The sequence below is a fragment of the Enterobacter sp. CPE_E863 genome (assembly GCF_046521465.1).
Taxonomy (GTDB): Bacteria; Pseudomonadota; Gammaproteobacteria; order Enterobacterales; family Enterobacteriaceae; genus Enterobacter; species Enterobacter adelaidei.
This window is the reverse complement of record NZ_JBKFZX010000001.1, coordinates 1,138,987-1,155,549: the sequence shown is the minus strand read 5'-3', so window position 1 is coordinate 1,155,549 and position 16,563 is coordinate 1,138,987. Positions and strand designations below refer to the sequence as shown.

Here is a 16,563-nt window from a genome sequence, read left to right as displayed (position 1 = left end):
AACATGTTTCACCGTTTATGGACATTGATCCGCAAAGAGCTGCAATCGCTGCTGCGCGAGCCGCAAACCCGTGCCATTCTGGTGTTGCCGGTACTTATTCAGGTTTTACTGTTTCCGTTTGCCGCCACGCTTGAGGTGACGAACGCCACCATTGCCATCTACAACGAAGACAACGGTAAACACGCCGTTGAGCTGACGCAGCGTTTTGCACGCGCAAAAGCCTTTACCCATATTCTGCTGCTGAAAAGCCCGCAGGAAATCCAGCCCACTATCGACACGCAAAAAGCGCTGCTGCTGGTGAGATTCCCGGCAGATTTTTCCCGTAACCTGGACACTTTCCAGACCGCCCCCATGCAGTTGATCCTCGACGGACGTAACTCCAACAGCGCCCAGATCGCGGCCAACTACCTGCAACAGGTGGTCAAGAATTACCAGCAGGAGCTGATGGAGGGCAAACCCAAACCCAATAACAGCGAGCTGGTGGTGCGTAACTGGTATAACCCGAATCTGGATTACAAATGGTTTGTGGTACCGTCGCTGATCGCCATGATCACCACCATTGGGGTGATGATCGTCACCTCTCTGTCCGTCGCCCGCGAGCGCGAACAAGGGACACTGGATCAGCTGCTGGTTTCTCCGCTCGCCACCTGGCAAATTTTCGTCGGTAAAGCGGTTCCGGCCCTGATTGTTGCCACCTTTCAGGCCACCATTGTACTGGGCGTGGGTATTTGGGCGTACCAGATCCCCTTCGCCGGATCGCTGGCGCTGTTTTACTTCACGATGGTGATTTATGGTCTGTCACTGGTGGGATTTGGACTGCTGATTTCAGCGCTCTGCTCCACGCAACAGCAGGCGTTCATCGGGGTGTTCGTCTTTATGATGCCAGCGATTTTGCTTTCGGGGTATGTTTCCCCTGTCGAGAACATGCCGGTGTGGTTGCAGGATTTAACGTGGATAAACCCGATTCGACACTTTACGGATATCACCAAGCAAATTTATCTGAAGGATGCGAGTCTGGATATTGTGTGGGGAAGTTTGTGGCCGCTACTGGTCATAGCGGCCACAACGGGCTCAGTGGCGTACGCGATGTTTAGACGCAACATTGCGTAGCTTTTTCTCTTTGGTCAGTAACGAGACCACCGCAGGCCCTGCGAGGATTGCCAGACCGGCCAGGGCCAGCAGCAGGTTGTTTTGCAGCACACGGGACAACAACCAAAGCACAATCATCGCGGCACCAAAGTACCAGGTGGTGGTGAGCTCTTCGAGCACATCACCCACCTCACGCCAGCGTGCTTCATGGTGGCGCTGTAAGAACAACATCGACAGTACGGTGACGCCGTAGAGGACGCACAGTCCCAGGCCAACACGCACCAGCGTGCCGCTCATCCAGCCCATCACCAGTACGGCCACGACCAGTAAATGCAACATTATCTGCCAGCAACTGAGGCCAGTTGCGACACGAACACGTTGTTGCCACTTCATGGCTTCTCTCCTGAAGGATTTTTCTCTGCTTATTCAGACTACCGCACTTTACGGAAAATTCCGTAACACCGCATCTTTTTGTGACGCCGACTACACTTTATTTTCATCGGGATAGACACTCAGGAAGGAGCTTATGACGCCAAAAATGCAGCATTTCTCGCTTAACGTGCTGACAATAAACATTCATAAAGGCTTCACAGCATTTAACCGCCGCTTCATTTTACCGGAGCTGCGCGACGCGGTACGCACCGTCAATGCGGACATTGTTTGCCTGCAGGAGGTAATGGGCGCACACGAAGTGCATCCGCTTCACGTTGAGAACTGGCCCGACACGCCCCACTACGAATTTCTGGCCGACACCATGTGGAGTGATTACGCTTACGGACGCAACGCGGTCTATCCGGAAGGCCATCACGGCAACGCGGTGCTGTCACGTTTCCCGATTGAATATTACGAGAACCGCGATGTTTCCGTAGGGGAAAGCGAAAAACGCGGCCTGCTTTACTGCCGTATCACTCCGCCCGACCTTGAGCTTCCCCTCCATGTCGGCTGTGTTCATCTCGGTCTGCGCGAAGCCCATCGCCAGGCGCAGCTGAACATGCTGGCAGAGTGGGCTAATGCACTTCCCGAAGGTGAACCGGTGATCGTGGCCGGTGATTTCAACGACTGGCGACAGCGGGCGAACCATCCGTTGAAAGTGAATGCCGGGCTGGAGGAAATTTTCACCCGCGCGAACGGCAGACCCGCGCGCACCTTTCCGGTACGTTTCCCCTTGCTGCGTCTTGACCGGATCTACGTGAAAAATGCTCACGCCAGCAGTCCTACCGCCCTGGCGCTACTCAACTGGCGACATCTCTCCGACCATGCCCCGCTCAGTGCGGAGATCCACTTATGAAATGTTCCTGGCAAGATGGCAACCGGATCACGCTGCTGGTTAATGGGGACGAGTATTACCCGGCCGTGTTCAAAGCGATTGACCATGCAAAGCAGAAAGTGATCCTCGAAACCTTTATCTGGTTCGAAGATGACGTCGGTAAACAATTGCACAGCGTGCTGCTGCGCGCCGCCCGGCGTGGCGTCAATATTGAAGTCCTCCTCGATGGCTATGGTTCACCGGATCTCAGCGACGCCTTCGTCAATGAACTCACTTCAGCGGGTGTGATCTTCCGCTACTACGATCCCGGCACTCGCCTGTTCGGCATGCGTACCAACCTTTTCCGCCGGATGCACCGCAAAATTGTGGTGGTGGATGAGACGGTGGCGTTTGTTGGCGGCATTAACTACTCCGCTGAACATATGTCCGATTACGGCCCGGAAGCGAAACAGGATTATGCGATCCGCATCGAAGGGCCTGTAGTTCAGGATATCCTGTTGTTCGAACTGGAAAACTTGCCCGGTAAAGAGGTTGCACGTCGCTGGTGGAAACGCCGCCATCGTCCGGAAGAGAACCGGAATCCCGGAGAAGCGCAGGCGCTGTTCGTCTGGCGGGATAACGCCGAGCACAGAAACGACATTGAGCGTCATTATCTGAAGATGCTCGCCAACGCGAAGCGCGAGGTCATCATCGCCAACGCCTACTTTTTCCCGGGCTATCGTCTGCTGCATGCCATGCGCAATGCGGCCCGACGGGGTGTGCGTGTGAAGCTGATTGTGCAGGGCGAGCCGGATATGCCGATAGTCAAAGTCGGCGCGCGGCTGCTGTATCACTATCTGGTGAAAGGCGGCGTGCAGATTTACGAATACCGCCGTCGCCCGCTGCACGGCAAAGTTGCGCTGATGGACGATCACTGGGCAACCGTGGGCTCCAGTAACCTTGATCCGCTAAGTTTATCGCTCAATCTTGAAGCGAACCTGATCATTTACGATCGCCAGTTTAACCAGACCCTTCGGGATAACCTGCAGGCGTTGATCGTCAACGACTGCGTGCGCGTGGATGAATCCATGGTACCCAAACGCACCTGGTGGAACCTGGGCATCAGCGTGCTGGTGTTCCACTTCCTGCGCCATTTCCCGGCGATGGTCGGCTGGCTGCCGGCACATACACCAAAACTGGCGCTCGTGGAGCCGCCTGTGCAACCTGAAATGGAAACCCAGGATCGCGTTGAAGCGCAAGACGGAGGGAAAACCTGATGTCAAAATCGCATCCGCGCTGGCGGCTGGCAAAAAAAATCCTCACCTGGATCTTCTTTATTGCAGTCGCCGTGTTGCTGGTGATTTACGCGCAGAAAGTTGACTGGGAAGAGGTGTGGAAAGTTATCCGCAACTACAATCGGCTGGTGCTGCTGGGTGCTGTTGGGTTGGTTATTATCAGCTATCTGATGTACGGCTGCTATGACCTGCTGGGGCGCGCCTATTGCGGCCACAAACTGGCTAAACGCCAGGTTATGCTGGTGTCGTTCATCTGCTATGCGTTTAACCTGACATTAAGCACCTGGGTCGGCGGGATTGGAATGCGCTATCGCCTCTACTCGCGGCTGGGACTACCGGGCGGAACCATCACGCGCATTTTCTCGCTCAGCATTACCACCAACTGGCTGGGGTACATTCTGCTCGGTGGGGTGATTTTTACCCTCGGCGTGGTGCAGTTGCCCGCGCACTGGTATATCGATGAGACCACGCTGCGTATTCTCGGCATCGTGTTGCTGCTGATTATCGCTTTTTATCTGTGGGCCTGCGCCTTCGCTAAACGCCGTCATATGACCATTAAAGGGCAAGAACTGGTATTACCTTCATGGCGCTTCGCGGTGTTGCAGATGGCGGTATCCAGCGCCAACTGGATGGCGATGGGGGCGATTATCTGGCTGTTGACTGGCGAAGATGTGAACTACTTCTTCGTGCTGGGCGTTCTGCTGGTGAGCAGTATTGCCGGGGTGATTGTCCATATTCCGGCAGGGATCGGCGTGCTGGAGGCGGTGTTTATCGCGCTGCTGGCCGGGGAACATGTCTCTCAGGGGACGATTATCGCTGCGCTGCTGGCCTACCGCATGCTGTATTACTTCCTGCCGCTGGCGCTGGCAACGGTCTGTTATCTGATGCTGGAGAGTCGGGCGAAAAAGCTGAGAGCGAAGAACGAGAAGGCGTTGGCAAAATAAAAGCAAAACGGCAACCAGGTTGCCGTTTTTAGTTTCGTATACCGGGTAAGGCGCAGCCGCCACCCGGCAAAACAACCTTAACGACGGTTGCCGAGGATACGCAGCAGCATCAGGAACAGGTTGATAAAGTCCAGATACAGCGTCAGCGCGCCCAGGATCGCGTATTTGCGCAGGTTCGAACTGTCGCGTACGTCGATCTGCTCACCGATGTTTTTCAGCTTCTGGGTGTCATAAGCCGTCAACCCAACAAAGATCACCACCCCGATATAGGTCACCGCCCACATCAGCGCTTCACTTTTCAGCCACAGGTTCACCAGAGACGCCAGCACAATCCCAATCAGCCCCATAAACAGCATACTGCCAAAACCGCTCAAATCGCGTTTGGTGGTGTAACCATAGAGGCTCATCGCCCCAAACATCCCGCCGGTCACCACAAAGGTACTGGCGATGGAAGAGTAAGTGTAAACGATGAAAATGCTGGAAAGCGTCAGCCCGGTCAGCGCCGAGTAGAGCATAAACAGCGTAGTCGCCATGCCGGCGCTGAGCTTTTGCACCAGGCCTGAAAGGACGAACACCAACGCTAGCTGGGCAATAATCAGCCCAAAGAAGGTGATTTTGCTGGAGAAGATAAACATCATCAGCTCCGGCGTATTGGCCGCATACCACGCGATAAACGCGGTCAGCAACAGGCCAACCGTCATCCAGCCATACACCTGAGCCATATACGTCTGCAGCCCACTACGGGTCTGCTGTACTATTGAATCGGAACGCGGAAATCGGTCCATGATTCACTCCTGATTAAGTTTAAGTAGACACACACGTTAAGATTAACACATCCACGTAAACCGACTACCAACGGCTGGCGGCGTGTTTGTCGCTATCACGAGATTCAACCCAGCGGTCACCTTCCGGGGTGGCTTCACGCTTCCAGAACGGCGCTCTGGTTTTGAGGTAGTCCATAATGAACTCCCCTGCCGCAAACGCGCTGCCGCGGTGTGCGCTGGTCACCCCGACGAAGACAATCTCCTCGCCAGGCCACATTTCGCCAATACGGTGGATAACTGTCACTCGTCCGAGCGGCCAGCGCCCGCGTGCTTCTTCCACAATCGCCGCCAGCGATTTTTCCGTCATGCCCGGATAGTGCTCCAGGGTCAGTGCTTTCACGCTGTCACCCAGGTTGTGGTTACGCACTTTGCCGGTGAAGGTCACCACCGCACCGTCTTCATCACGCTCCGCCAGCCAGCTATATTCTGTACCCACGCTGAAGCGCTCAGGACCTACCAGAATTCGTGTTTCCGCCATTTTAGCCCCCGGTCACCGGTGGGAAGAACGCCACTTCATCCCCTGCGTTCAGCGGATGGGTGAATTCAACCAGCGTCTGATTCACGGCGGCCAGCAGCTTGCCTTCGTCCAGCGCCAGCGCCCAGCGGTCGCTTTGTGCGGCAAGATGCGCGCGCAGGGCGGCAACGTTTTCGAAGGACGCATCCAGCGTCAGGCTGTCGGTATTCACCAGCTCGCGCACCTGGGCAAAAAAGAGCACCTTAATCATGGCTGTCCACCTTAAAATCGCCGGATTTGCCGCCGCTTTTCGCCAGCAGGCGAACCGGGCCAATCACCATATCTTTTTGCACCGCTTTGCACATGTCGTAGATGGTCAGCGCGGCAACGGAGGCCGCCGTCAGGGCTTCCATCTCCACGCCCGTTTTGCCGGTTAAGCGGCAGAGTGATTCAATGCGCACGCGGCTGTGCTCTGGCTGCGCCTGCAGATTCACTTCCACCTTGCTCAGCATCAGCGGATGGCACAGCGGGATAAGATCCCAGGTCCGTTTGGCGGCCTGAATCCCGGCGATGCGGGCGGTGGCAAAGACGTCGCCCTTATGGTGGCTACCGTCGATAATCATCGCCAGGGTCTCCGGCAGCATGGTGACGAACGCTTCCGCGCGCGCCTCGCGCACCGTTTCCGCTTTGGCGGAGACGTCGACCATATGCGCTTCGCCAGCGGCGTTAATGTGGGTCAGTTGTGACATAGCTTATTTCTTTAAATGAGGATGGAAATTACACGGACGGGTTCGGGCATCCAGCTGCGGGGCGATGATGTTTTCCCACGCGGTGCGGCAGGCTTTCGTCGAGCCGGGCATGGCGAAAATCAGGGTGTTGTTCGCGACACCCGCTACCGCGCGCGACTGCAGCGTGGAGGTACCAATCTCTTCAAACGAGAGCATACGGAACACTTCACCGAAGCCTTCCACTTCGCGATCGAACAGTGGGACCAGCGCCTCGGGGGCTTGATCGCCCGCCGTGAAACCCGTACCGCCGGTAACCAACACCACCTGCACGTCATCGCTGGCGATCCACTGAGAAACCTGCGCGCGAATGGCGTAGCGGTTCTCTTTCACAATCGCTTTATCAACAATCTTATGGCCCGCTTCGTGGGCTGCATCACGCAACCAGTGGCCGGAGGTATCATCCTCTTCGCCACGGCGGTCGGAAACGGTAAGAATGGCAATACGTGTCGGGATAAATTCTGCGCTAACCTGACTCATCTTCTTATTCCCTCTTAAGCCTGATTACCCGCCAATATAGGACAGGTTTTGAGTAATACCGGTGTTGCCCTGGTGCAGGAAGTGGGTCTGTTTTTTATGCGTCAGGGCTTCAGAGATGCGTGCTTCAAGCGCATCCTGCTGCGCATCGTCTTCCAGCAGATCGCGAAGGTCCACGCCGCCATCGCCGAACAGGCAGAGATGGAGTTTGCCCACGGAGGAGACGCGAAGACGGTTGCAGCTGGCGCAGAAGTCTTTCTCATAGGGCATGATAAGCCCAATCTCCCCTTCGTAATCCGGGTGACAGAAGACCTGCGCCGGGCCGTCGCTGCGCTGGCGGATCTGATGGAGCCAGCCGCGTTTCAGCAGCTCGTCGCGCAGCACCATGCCGGAGATGTGATGGCGACGGAACAGCTCGCTGCCCTCGCCGGTTTCCATCAGCTCGATAAAGCGCAGTTGAATGGGACGGGATTTGATCCACGCCAGGAAGGTGTCCAGCTGATGATGGTTTACATCGCGCATCAGCACCGTGTTGACTTTGACTTTTTCAAAGCCGGCCGTGAACGCGGCGTCGATACCGTCCATTACCTGCTGGAATTTATCCTGCCCGGTAATGGCGTGGAACTGACGGGCGTCCAGGCTATCGACGCTGACGTTAATTGCCGTCAGGCCAGCATCACGCCAGTTCGCCACATCGCGGGCCATGCGGTAGCCGTTGGTGGTGACTGCAATCTGGCGGATACGTTCGTTTTCACGCACGGCGGCAATGATGTCGGGGAAGTCGCGACGCAGCGAGGGCTCGCCCCCGGTCAGACGCACTTTTTCCGTGCCGAGTTCAGAGAATGCACGCGTCACGCGCCGCACTTCATCCACGGAAAGAAAGCCGTTATTGGTGACGCTGCCCGGTTTGTAGCCATCGGGCAGACAGTAGGTGCAACGGAAGTTGCACACGTCGGTAATCGACAGACGTAAGTAATAAAACTTACGCGCGAAAGCATCAGTAAGTTGTGAAGCCATGTACACCTTTCCAGATACGGGAGGCACAGTCATTTCTTTCTGTACCCTGGTGGCAAATTCGCCACGGCCAGAGCGCCATATCTTTCGACACAGGCACAAGGGCTAGAGTGTATGTTTTCAATTTTGAAAACGTGGTTATGGCGATAGTAGCGCGGAAATTCTGACTGCGCCATTATCGCTTTTCGCTATATAATCATCTATATAACGAATCAATCCTGCATTTTCACTACAGAATACCTAAAAACCGCACTTTCACATTGATATACGTCATTTTGCATCGGCTGAGGCATCGTCTTTTAGGGGTAGTTAGGTTACTGTTACGCGATCAAACGTGATAAGGAATACGTATGCGCAATCGCACTTTTGCGGATCTTGACCGGGTAGTCGCTCTTGGCGGAGGCCACGGTCTGGGTCGGGTGATGTCCTCTTTGTCGTCACTCGGCTCAAGGTTGACAGGGATAGTAACCACCACCGATAACGGTGGCTCAACCGGACGCATCCGTCGTGCCGAAGGCGGCATTGCCTGGGGAGACATGCGCAACTGTCTGAACCAGTTAATTACTGAACCGAGCGTTGCTTCGGCGATGTTTGAGTACCGTTTTGGCGGTAATGGCGAACTTTCCGGGCATAACCTCGGAAACTTAATGTTAAAGGCGCTTGATCACCTGAGCGTACGGCCTCTGGAAGCCATCAATTTAATCCGTAATCTGCTTAAAGTGGATGCATTCCTGATCCCTATGTCTGAACAACCGGTTGACTTGATGGCAATCGATGCCGAAGGACATGAAGTTTACGGCGAGGTGAATATTGACCAACTCGTCCTGCCGCCAACAGAGTTAATGACCTACCCGAGCGTACCCGCCACGCGAGAAGCGGTGGAGGCAATCGGAGAAGCGGATCTTATCCTGATCGGTCCGGGCAGTTTTTATACCAGCCTGATGCCAATTCTGCTGGTGAAAGAGCTGGCACAGGCGCTGCGACGCACCCCTGCCCCGATGGTTTACATCGGTAACCTGGGCCGTGAGCTGAGCCCGGCAGCGGCGAGCTTATCACTGCCGGACAAACTGAATTTAATGGAGCATTACGTCGGGAAGAAGATCATTGACGGCGTGGTGGTCGGGCCGAAGGTTGATGTATCCGGTATCGGCGATCGTCTGGTAGTGCAGGAGCCGCTGGAGGCCACAGACATCAAATACCGCCATGACCGCCACCTGCTGCGTGAGGCGCTGGAGAAAGCGATTCAGGCGCTGGGATAGATTCGTTTTGTGCGGCCTGATGCCCTCACCCCGGCCCTCTCCCACGGGGAGAGGGAGAAAACAACGCTTTACTCACGATGCCGCGATAAACAGATCCCGCAACTGATGCAACTGGTCGCGGATCTGCGCCGCCTCTTCGAACTCAAGATTCTGCGCGTGCTGCATCATCTGGCCTTCCAGCTCGTGGATTTTCTGCTGCAACGCTTTTGGCGTCAGCACGACGGTATCCTCTTCCACCACTGAACGCGCCTTGCCGCGACCTTTCGTTTTGGTCTTCGCAATGTTCTGACCCAGCGCCAGGATATCCACCACCTTCTTGTTCAGCCCCTGAGGGATGATGCCGTGCTCTTCGTTGTAGCGCTGCTGCTTCTCGCGGCGGCGCTCCGTTTCACCAATCGCTTTCGCCATCGACGGAGTAATTTTGTCGCCGTACAGAATCGCTTTACCGTTAACGTTACGCGCGGCGCGGCCAATCGTCTGGATCAGGGAGCGTTCAGAACGCAGGAAGCCTTCTTTGTCTGCATCCAGAATCGCCACCAGCGAGACTTCCGGCATGTCCAGACCTTCTCGCAACAGGTTGATCCCCACCAGCACGTCGAACTCACCCAGACGCAGATCGCGGATAATCTCCATACGCTCAACCGTATCAATATCCGAGTGCAGATAACGCACCTTCTCGCCGTGCTCTTCCAGATACTCGGTCAGGTCTTCTGCCATGCGCTTGGTGAGCGTGGTCACCAGCACGCGCTCATTAATGGCGGAACGGGCGCGGATCTCAGAAAGCAGGTCATCCACCTGCGTCGCCACCGGCCGGACTTCAATGACAGGATCCAGCAGCCCTGTTGGACGCACCACCTGATCAACCACCTCGTCGCCTGATTTCTCCAGCTCGTAGTTGCCTGGCGTTGCCGACACGTAAATGGTTTGCGGCGCTAGCGCCTCGAACTCTTCAAACTTCATCGGACGGTTATCCAGCGCCGATGGCAGTCGGAAACCATACTCCACCAGCGTCTCTTTACGCGCGCGATCACCGCGATACATCCCGCCGATCTGTGGGATAGTGACGTGGGATTCGTCGATCACCAGCAAACCGTCTGCCGGGAGGTAATCAAACAGCGTCGGCGGCGGCTCGCCCGGCCCGCGCCCGGAGAGGAAGCGCGAGTAGTTTTCAATGCCGGAGCAGTAGCCCAGCTCGTTCATCATCTCCAGATCAAACTGGGTTCGCTGGCTCAGACGTTGCTCTTCCAGCAGCTTATTGTTCGCCAGCAGCACCTTACGGCGCTCGGCCAGCTCCACTTTGATCTCCTCCATCGCCTGCACGATACGCTCGCGTGGCGTGACGTAGTGCGTTTTCGGGTAGATGGTGAAGCGCTGGATCACCGACTCGATGTGGCCGGTCAGCGGGTCAAATAGCGACAGGCGTTCAACCTCTTCGTCAAACAGCTCGACGCGCAGCGCCATGTCGTCCGATTCTGCCGGGAAGATGTCGATCACCTCGCCGCGTACGCGGAAGGTGCCACGCTGGAACGCCTGGTCGTTGCGGGTGTACTGCAGCTCTGCGAGACGGCGTAAAATCGCACGCTGATCGATGATCATCCCCTGCGTCAGGTGCAGCATCATCTTGAGATACAGATCCGGATCGCCCAGACCGTAGATCGCAGAAACAGACGCCACCACCACCACATCACGACGCTCAAGCAGCGCCTTCGTTGCGGAAAGACGCATCTGCTCAATGTGTTCGTTTACCGAGGCATCTTTCTCAATGAAGGTGTCAGAACTCGGCACATAGGCTTCAGGCTGGTAGTAATCGTAGTAGGAGACAAAATATTCCACCGCGTTGTCCGGGAAGAACTCTTTCATCTCGCCATAAAGCTGCGCGGCCAGGGTTTTGTTGGGGGCAAGCACCATTGTGGGACGCTGGAGGTCCGCGATAACGTTGGCAATGGTAAACGTTTTGCCCGAGCCGGTTACCCCCAGCAGCGTCTGGTGCGCCAGCCCATCTTCCAGCCCCTCCTCCAGACGACGGATCGCCTCAGGCTGATCGCCAGATGGACGGAAAGCAGAATTCAATTTGAACGGTTTACTCATGGGCGACAACCTGATGACGTTATAAGCGGCAGGTGAGTAATTTTACTCCTTGTTGCCAGGAATGCCAGTAAAAAACACTGGATGAAAAACCAGTAGCATGTCAGGATATTTAGAGTAGCGTCTGAATGATTAGCGCAATAGCGGTCAAAGTTTGGACTCTGACAACATAAAACACCACCCGGGCCAGGTTATCCCCAGAACTTTTTCTTTTTTAACATTTGTCAAGCCGGGTAATGATAGTTTTATGGCAACCGGTGACACTTTCATTACGGGAATTGCTTTTATCTAACCAATTAAATAATAAGCGATATTTCCTAAAGCCGCGTTTCGCGCCAATTTGGGCGTAAGCCGCGTCTTCTCTCGCTTATCGCGTGTTTTCTAACTCTAATGCACATGGTTATCCACAGGAATAGTGGATAACTGCTTCCAGCCCGTGCAGACTGCCGCTCAGCAAATTCCCGGATTTTCCCATGAGACAGCAACAAAAAATTTTTATAGCTATTTTTTGATGATTAACAGTTGCGTCATTCATAACCAACCGATGGGATCTTGCTCACATTTCCGTCATTTCCTGCCTTGCACCACAACTCAACATCTCCGGCACCGTCGATGTGCAAGTCGTCAATTTGTCATCCCGCAACGTTGAGGCTTACTCCTAAAAAAGCTCTTTTTTTAATCACTTTCAGGTTTCTGGCAGGAGTTTTGCACAATCAAAAACGAGCCTCACCTACACACATTTTTAAGGAGAGAAAGATGTTGAGTCTGCGTGCAGTGAATCAGTTTTACGGAAGCCAACATACGCTATGGAACGTGGATTTAGATTTTCCGCAGGGGATGTGTACAGGCGTAGTTGGCCTGCCGGGAATGGGAAAAACCACGCTCATGAATTGCATCGCCGGCAAATTGCCCGTCGAGAGCGGCACGATTATCTGGCATGAAGCAGGGGCCCCGCCATGTGATTTACTCAACCCGCCATCAGAACAACGTTCAGACCCGAAAATAGGCTATGTCCCGCAGGACAGGCGGATTTTCTCCCAGTTAACGATCGAGGAGAATCTGCATATTGCCATGCGGGCAACGGGAAAACCCGACCCGGAAGCAAAAAGCGATGTTTACGACCTTTTCCCGGAGCTCTACGCGCTGCGACAGACCCGTGCCAACACGCTCTCACCCGACGACCAGTATCAGTTGGCTCTGGCCAATGCGCTGGTGAATCGCCCTCAAATGCTGATTCTGGATGAACCCATGCATGGTGCAGGTCACGGCTTTGCACAGAAGCTGGGGCAGCTGCTGGCGCGCTTAAACCGGGAGTTAGGTATGACGGTGTTATTAGCTGAACAGCAGCTGTCGTTTATCCGCCGGGTTGCGGACCGTTTCTGTATGCTCTATCGCGGGCGTAACGTGGCGCAGGGCCACGTTAAGGAACTGGATGACGAGCTCATCGCTCACTGGATGTCGCGGGAAGCAAGACGCTGAGATCGAGATAATGACCCGTTTTGGCATTTTCCGCGCCGTCAGCAAGCCAGGGAATTTCCCCGAGGCACGGCGCGGGAAGGACACGCCTGAGCGTCGTCAGATACTCCTGGTGCCGTTTACCCGGTTCAACCACGTCGTTGGCAATCCAGCCCGCCAGACGCAGTCCAGCCTGCTGTACGGCCTGTGCGGTCAACATAGCGTGATTGATGCAGCCCAGCTTGACGCCGACAACAAGAATGACCGGAAGCTGCTCGGCCCGTACCCAGTCAGCAAACGTCTGTGTATCCGAGAGCGGCGTAAACCAGCCGCCTGCCCCCTCCACCAGCACCCAGTTTGCCTGATTTTCCAGTGTCCGCAATCCGGCAGACAGCACGGCGAAATCAATCGGCCGGCCTTCGTCGGCGCTGGTAATGTGCGGCGACGTCGGCTCGGCGAAGGTGTAGGGATTCACCGCTGAATAGTCGAGTTTAAGGGTGCTGTTACGCTGCAGCGCCAGCGCGTCGGTGTTGCGTAACCCTTCCGCAGTCATCTCGCTGCCGGAGGCAACAGGCTTATAGCCAGCAGTTGTTTTTCCCCTCTGACGCGCCGCCTGTAACAGTGCAGAACTGGCAACTGTTTTGCCCACTTCCGTATCCGTTCCGGTGACAAAATAACGTTCACTCACGTTCGATAATCCCATGAAAAAGTTGATAAGAGAGCGGGAAATGCCCCCGCTGCTGTGGCCAGGCCAGCTCCAGGTGTTGCAACTGCCCACGAGTGAGAGGCTTTTTCTCGCGTCCGGCATGCAGGTGCGTGGCACCAATGCCCTTGAGCGAGCGCATGGCACTGACGGCATCGCTGAAATTGAGGGTGATGACCTGCACCGTGCTTCGATAGCGCCAGCCTGCCAGCGCCTGCGTGACCTGATCATGCGATAAAAATCGGTTGGCATGCGGCTGTTCATCCACCGCTCGCCACGCCTGATCCAGCTCCGGTAGCGAGCTTTCCAGCAGCGTGGTAAAGGCCACCTTGCCACCCGGACGGGCCACGCGGTAAAGCTCGCTTAACGCCAGTGGCAGGCTGTTACACCATTGCACTGCCAGATGGCTCCAGACCAGATCAAATTGTGCCTCAGCCAACGGAATGGCCTCGATATCCGCCACCAGATAGTGATGCGCAGCCTGCTGATGACGCGCCTCATCAAGCATGTCTGATGACAGGTCAATGGCCGTAACGTGGCTTCCCGACTCGCGCCAGTATCGACTATTCCCGCCGGGACCACATCCGGCATCCAGCACCTGCGCAAAACGGTTCTCGCCGAGTAAAGCCAGTAACCCCCGTGCACTCTGGCGCTGGAGTTCATCATGCTGCGAATAGCTGCGTGCCGCCCGGCCAAACGCTGCCGCAATGGCCTGTTTATTGACTGGCGACATACAGAGCCTCCAGAAGTGCCGAAATGTCCTCTGCTTCGTGCGCCGCCGTCAGGGTCAGACGCAAACGCGCCGTGCCCGGTGGCACGGTGGGTGGACGAATGGCAGTGACCCACATTCCCTTCTCGCGCAGCGTCTCTGCCAGCGTGAGCGCCAGACTGTTTTCACCCACGATCACCGGCTGGATGGCGCTTTGCGAATCGGTACTGCGGAAAGGAAGATGGCACAACCCCTGACGAAAACGCTGAATATGCTCCGCCAGACGCGCACGACGTTCTTTGCCTTCCTGGCTGCGGATCACCGCCATTGACGCAGATAACGCCACGGCCTGGGCGGGTGGCATGCTGGTGCTGTAGATCAAATGCCGGGCGAACTGCAACAGATAGTCAGCAACGGACTCACTGCACAATACAGCGGCTCCGCTCACGCCAAAGCCTTTGCCGAAGGTCACAATCAGCAGTTCCGGCTTCACGCCTTGCTGGTGCGCGCTGCCGCGCCCTTCATCCCCCATCACACCAATACCGTGGGCATCGTCGACCAACAGCCAGGCGTTTTGCCTTTTTGCTGCCTCGTGCAGCGCGGCAAGCGGCGCACTGTCACCGTCCATGCTGAATACCCCTTCCGTGATCGCCAGCTGTTGCCCGTCGCAGGGTTTATCCAGCAGCATAGCAAGCTGTCCCGCATCGTTATGGGCAAAACGGCGCAGCTGAGCCGGGCTCAAATTTGCCGCCTCCAGCAGCGAGGCGTGGCTTAAACGGTCGGCGACAATGCGGTCATCTTTTCCCATCAGGGCAGCGATAACCGCCTGATTCGCGGCAAAACCCGAGATAAACAGCAATGCACGCGGGTAACCCAGCCAGTCCGCAAGCTCCTCCTCCAGCGCCTGATGAGCGGTAGTGTATCCGCTGACATGTCCCGAACCGCCGCTGCCCACGCCAAATCGCTCCGCCCCCTGCTGCCAGGCGCGGACGATGGCCGGATGCTGGCTCAGCCCGAGATAATCATTGCTGGAGAAATTACAAAACTGCCGGTTATCACGGGTAAGAAAACGGCCTGCACCGTTTTCAACCACCCTGCGGACGCGAAACGCCTCTGCCGCCCGGCGCTCTTCCAGCGCGGAATGGATACGTGCCTGCCAGGTCATACGGCTGCCGCGTTATAGAACTGGTCGGTGTCGGCGTTGAATATCTGCTGCTCCAGCTGCTGCTGTTGCTCGTTATCACCCGTCAGCACCTCGGTCTGATGCGGGTTAAGCCCCAGCTTACGGAACAGCTGAACGTCTTTATCCTCTTCCGGGTTCGGTGTGGTCAGCAGCTTGCAGCCGTAGAAGATGGAGTTGGCCCCGGCCATAAAGCACATCGCCTGGGTCTGTTCGTTCATCTGCTCGCGACCTGCGGAGAGGCGAACGAAAGAGGTCGGCATCATGATACGCGCCACCGCAATGGTGCGGATAAAGTCAAATGCATCCACGTCTTCGTTATCCGCCAGCGGCGTGCCTTTGACCTTCACCAGCATGTTGATCGGCACGCTTTCCGGCGGGGTCGGCAGGTTCGCCAGCTGCAGCAGCAGGCCCGCGCGGTCTTTCACCGTTTCGCCTAAGCCCACAATACCGCCTGAACAGACCTTAATACCGGCATCACGGACTTTATCCAGCGTGTCCAGACGCTCCTGGTAGGTTCGCGTGGTGATGATATTGCCGTAAAACTCTGGCGACGTGTCGAGGTTGTGGTTGTAGTAATCCAGCCCTGCCGCAGAGAGGCGCTGCGCCTGCTCTTCATTCAGCGTGCCAAGGGTCATACAGGCTTCGAGTCCCATCTCCTTAACGCCCTTTACCATCTGCTCCAGATACGGCATGTCGCGATCGTGCGGGTTTTTCCACGCGGCGCCCATGCAGAAGCGGGTCGAGCCAGCGTTTTTCGCCTTACGGGCGGAGTCGAGCACCTGCTCGACTTCCATCAGCCGTTCAGATTCCAGACCGGTTTTATAACGCGCGCTCTGTGGGCAATATTTGCAATCTTCAGGGCAGGCACCGGTCTTGATCGACAGCAGCGTACTGACCTGTACATGGCGGGGGTCGAAGTGCTGACGATGTACCTGCTGGGCTTCAAACATCAGCTCAAGGAAAGGCTTGTTAAATAATTCAGTGACTTGCGACATCGTCCAGCGTGCGTGGTGAGCCATTGGGCTTCTCCAAAGGGTTTTG

At 56.0% G+C, this 16,563-nt stretch carries 18 protein-coding genes and 1 riboswitch; of the genes, 6 read left to right on the top strand and 12 right to left on the bottom strand.

The window, feature by feature from the left end; translation table 11 throughout:
- The first annotated feature begins 3 nt into the window (after window positions 1-3).
- Window positions 4-1,110, top strand: coding sequence for an ABC transporter permease (locus tag ACLHV8_RS05600; protein ID WP_028019382.1), 1,107 nt, complete (start codon window positions 4-6; stop codon window positions 1,108-1,110).
- On the opposite strand, the gene ACLHV8_RS05595 is transcribed toward ACLHV8_RS05600, so the two are convergent.
- Window positions 1,072-1,482, bottom strand: coding sequence for a YbhQ family protein (locus tag ACLHV8_RS05595; RefSeq protein ID WP_014883088.1), 411 nt, complete (start codon window positions 1,480-1,482; stop codon window positions 1,072-1,074). The two genes, ACLHV8_RS05600 and ACLHV8_RS05595, sit on opposite strands and share 39 nt — an antisense overlap.
- A 133-nt stretch (window positions 1,483-1,615) precedes the next feature.
- Between ACLHV8_RS05595 and ACLHV8_RS05590 the strand changes: the two genes are divergently transcribed.
- The 3 genes from ACLHV8_RS05590 to ACLHV8_RS05580 are packed head-to-tail and all read left to right on the top strand — an operon-like array spanning window position 1,616 to window position 4,574.
- The gene (locus ACLHV8_RS05590) at window positions 1,616-2,377 is read left to right on the top strand and encodes an endonuclease/exonuclease/phosphatase family protein (RefSeq protein ID WP_129323534.1); all 762 of its coding nucleotides are present in this window, start codon (window positions 1,616-1,618) and stop codon (window positions 2,375-2,377) included.
- The gene (clsB, locus tag ACLHV8_RS05585) at window positions 2,374-3,612 is read left to right on the top strand and encodes a cardiolipin synthase ClsB (RefSeq protein WP_208593800.1); all 1,239 of its coding nucleotides are present in this window, start codon (window positions 2,374-2,376) and stop codon (window positions 3,610-3,612) included. The genes ACLHV8_RS05590 and clsB overlap by 4 nt, the downstream gene beginning before the upstream one ends.
- Window positions 3,612-4,574 carry a YbhN family protein gene (locus ACLHV8_RS05580; RefSeq protein ID WP_208593801.1) on the top strand — a complete coding sequence of 321 codons (963 nt, stop codon included), beginning with the start codon at window positions 3,612-3,614 and terminating at the stop codon, window positions 4,572-4,574. Before clsB ends, ACLHV8_RS05580 begins: the two co-directional genes overlap by 1 nt.
- 77 nt (window positions 4,575-4,651) lie before the next feature.
- Here the strand turns inward: ACLHV8_RS05580 and ACLHV8_RS05575 are convergent, their stop codons facing one another.
- The 6 genes from ACLHV8_RS05575 to moaA form a co-directional block, all read right to left on the bottom strand.
- Window positions 4,652-5,359, bottom strand: a complete 708-nt coding sequence (locus ACLHV8_RS05575) for a Bax inhibitor-1 family protein (protein WP_028019386.1) — start codon at window positions 5,357-5,359, stop codon at window positions 4,652-4,654.
- A 64-nt stretch (window positions 5,360-5,423) separates the two neighbouring features.
- Entirely contained in the window at window positions 5,424-5,876 is a 453-nt protein-coding gene (gene moaE, locus ACLHV8_RS05570; RefSeq protein WP_208593802.1) for a molybdopterin synthase catalytic subunit MoaE, read from the bottom strand.
- Between the two features lies 1 nt (window position 5,877).
- Window positions 5,878-6,123, bottom strand: coding sequence for a molybdopterin synthase sulfur carrier subunit (gene moaD, locus ACLHV8_RS05565; protein WP_023310854.1), 246 nt, complete (start codon window positions 6,121-6,123; stop codon window positions 5,878-5,880).
- Entirely contained in the window at window positions 6,116-6,601 is a 486-nt protein-coding gene (moaC, locus tag ACLHV8_RS05560) for a cyclic pyranopterin monophosphate synthase MoaC (RefSeq protein ID WP_049008689.1), read from the bottom strand. The genes moaD and moaC overlap by 8 nt, the downstream gene beginning before the upstream one ends.
- A 3-nt stretch (window positions 6,602-6,604) precedes the next feature.
- Complete coding sequence (gene moaB, locus ACLHV8_RS05555) at window positions 6,605-7,117, bottom strand: molybdenum cofactor biosynthesis protein B (RefSeq protein ID WP_049008692.1); 513 nt, start codon at window positions 7,115-7,117, stop codon at window positions 6,605-6,607.
- Window positions 7,118-7,141: 24 nt separating this feature from the next.
- Complete coding sequence (gene moaA / locus ACLHV8_RS05550; RefSeq protein ID WP_032667018.1) at window positions 7,142-8,131, bottom strand: GTP 3',8-cyclase MoaA; 990 nt, start codon at window positions 8,129-8,131, stop codon at window positions 7,142-7,144.
- Window positions 8,119-8,253, bottom strand: a riboswitch (molybdenum cofactor riboswitch). (Overlaps the previous gene by 13 nt.)
- 225 nt (window positions 8,254-8,478) lie before the next feature.
- On the opposite strand from moaA, the gene yvcK reads away from it, so the two are divergent.
- Entirely contained in the window at window positions 8,479-9,387 is a 909-nt protein-coding gene (gene yvcK / locus ACLHV8_RS05545; protein ID WP_028019391.1) for a uridine diphosphate-N-acetylglucosamine-binding protein YvcK, read from the top strand.
- Window positions 9,388-9,459: 72 nt separating this feature from the next.
- Here the strand turns inward: yvcK and uvrB are convergent, their stop codons facing one another.
- Complete coding sequence (gene uvrB, locus ACLHV8_RS05540) at window positions 9,460-11,475, bottom strand: excinuclease ABC subunit UvrB (protein ID WP_049006456.1); 2,016 nt, start codon at window positions 11,473-11,475, stop codon at window positions 9,460-9,462.
- 753 nt (window positions 11,476-12,228) lie between these two features.
- Between uvrB and ACLHV8_RS05535 the strand changes: the two genes are divergently transcribed.
- Window positions 12,229-12,951: an ABC transporter ATP-binding protein gene (locus ACLHV8_RS05535; protein ID WP_129996408.1), complete on the top strand. Its 723-nt coding sequence runs from the start codon at window positions 12,229-12,231 to the stop codon at window positions 12,949-12,951.
- On the opposite strand, the gene bioD is transcribed toward ACLHV8_RS05535, so the two are convergent.
- From bioD to bioB, 4 genes are read right to left on the bottom strand one after another with little or no spacing between them, the layout of a single operon-like run.
- Window positions 12,914-13,615 carry a dethiobiotin synthase gene (gene bioD, locus ACLHV8_RS05530; protein WP_208593803.1) on the bottom strand — a complete coding sequence of 234 codons (702 nt, stop codon included), beginning with the start codon at window positions 13,613-13,615 and terminating at the stop codon, window positions 12,914-12,916. The two genes, ACLHV8_RS05535 and bioD, sit on opposite strands and share 38 nt — an antisense overlap.
- Window positions 13,608-14,363, bottom strand: a complete 756-nt coding sequence (bioC, locus tag ACLHV8_RS05525) for a malonyl-ACP O-methyltransferase BioC (protein WP_208593804.1) — start codon at window positions 14,361-14,363, stop codon at window positions 13,608-13,610. Before bioC ends, bioD begins: the two co-directional genes overlap by 8 nt.
- Window positions 14,347-15,504, bottom strand: a complete 1,158-nt coding sequence (gene bioF, locus ACLHV8_RS05520) for an 8-amino-7-oxononanoate synthase (protein ID WP_208593805.1) — start codon at window positions 15,502-15,504, stop codon at window positions 14,347-14,349. The genes bioC and bioF overlap by 17 nt, the downstream gene beginning before the upstream one ends.
- Complete coding sequence (gene bioB, locus ACLHV8_RS05515) at window positions 15,501-16,541, bottom strand: biotin synthase BioB (RefSeq protein ID WP_108090558.1); 1,041 nt, start codon at window positions 16,539-16,541, stop codon at window positions 15,501-15,503. The genes bioF and bioB overlap by 4 nt, the downstream gene beginning before the upstream one ends.
- Window positions 16,542-16,563: the final 22 nt, after the last annotated feature.

Coding starts and splice junctions, on each gene's coding strand:
- ACLHV8_RS05600 (WP_028019382.1), top strand. CDS start 4: ATGTTTCACCGTTTATGGACATTGATCCGCAAAGAGCTGCAATCGCTG.
- ACLHV8_RS05595 (WP_014883088.1), bottom strand. CDS start 1,482: ATGAAGTGGCAACAACGTGTTCGTGTCGCAACTGGCCTCAGTTGCTGG.
- ACLHV8_RS05590 (WP_129323534.1), top strand. CDS start 1,616: ATGACGCCAAAAATGCAGCATTTCTCGCTTAACGTGCTGACAATAAAC.
- clsB (WP_208593800.1), top strand. CDS start 2,374: ATGAAATGTTCCTGGCAAGATGGCAACCGGATCACGCTGCTGGTTAAT.
- ACLHV8_RS05580 (WP_208593801.1), top strand. CDS start 3,612: ATGTCAAAATCGCATCCGCGCTGGCGGCTGGCAAAAAAAATCCTCACC.
- ACLHV8_RS05575 (WP_028019386.1), bottom strand. CDS start 5,359: ATGGACCGATTTCCGCGTTCCGATTCAATAGTACAGCAGACCCGTAGT.
- moaE (WP_208593802.1), bottom strand. CDS start 5,876: ATGGCGGAAACACGAATTCTGGTAGGTCCTGAGCGCTTCAGCGTGGGT.
- moaD (WP_023310854.1), bottom strand. CDS start 6,123: ATGATTAAGGTGCTCTTTTTTGCCCAGGTGCGCGAGCTGGTGAATACC.
- moaC (WP_049008689.1), bottom strand. CDS start 6,601: ATGTCACAACTGACCCACATTAACGCCGCTGGCGAAGCGCATATGGTC.
- moaB (WP_049008692.1), bottom strand. CDS start 7,117: ATGAGTCAGGTTAGCGCAGAATTTATCCCGACACGTATTGCCATTCTT.
- moaA (WP_032667018.1), bottom strand. CDS start 8,131: ATGGCTTCACAACTTACTGATGCTTTCGCGCGTAAGTTTTATTACTTA.
- yvcK (WP_028019391.1), top strand. CDS start 8,479: ATGCGCAATCGCACTTTTGCGGATCTTGACCGGGTAGTCGCTCTTGGC.
- uvrB (WP_049006456.1), bottom strand. CDS start 11,475: ATGAGTAAACCGTTCAAATTGAATTCTGCTTTCCGTCCATCTGGCGAT.
- ACLHV8_RS05535 (WP_129996408.1), top strand. CDS start 12,229: ATGTTGAGTCTGCGTGCAGTGAATCAGTTTTACGGAAGCCAACATACG.
- bioC (WP_208593804.1), bottom strand. CDS start 14,363: ATGTCGCCAGTCAATAAACAGGCCATTGCGGCAGCGTTTGGCCGGGCG.
- bioF (WP_208593805.1), bottom strand. CDS start 15,504: ATGACCTGGCAGGCACGTATCCATTCCGCGCTGGAAGAGCGCCGGGCG.
- bioB (WP_108090558.1), bottom strand. CDS start 16,541: ATGGCTCACCACGCACGCTGGACGATGTCGCAAGTCACTGAATTATTT.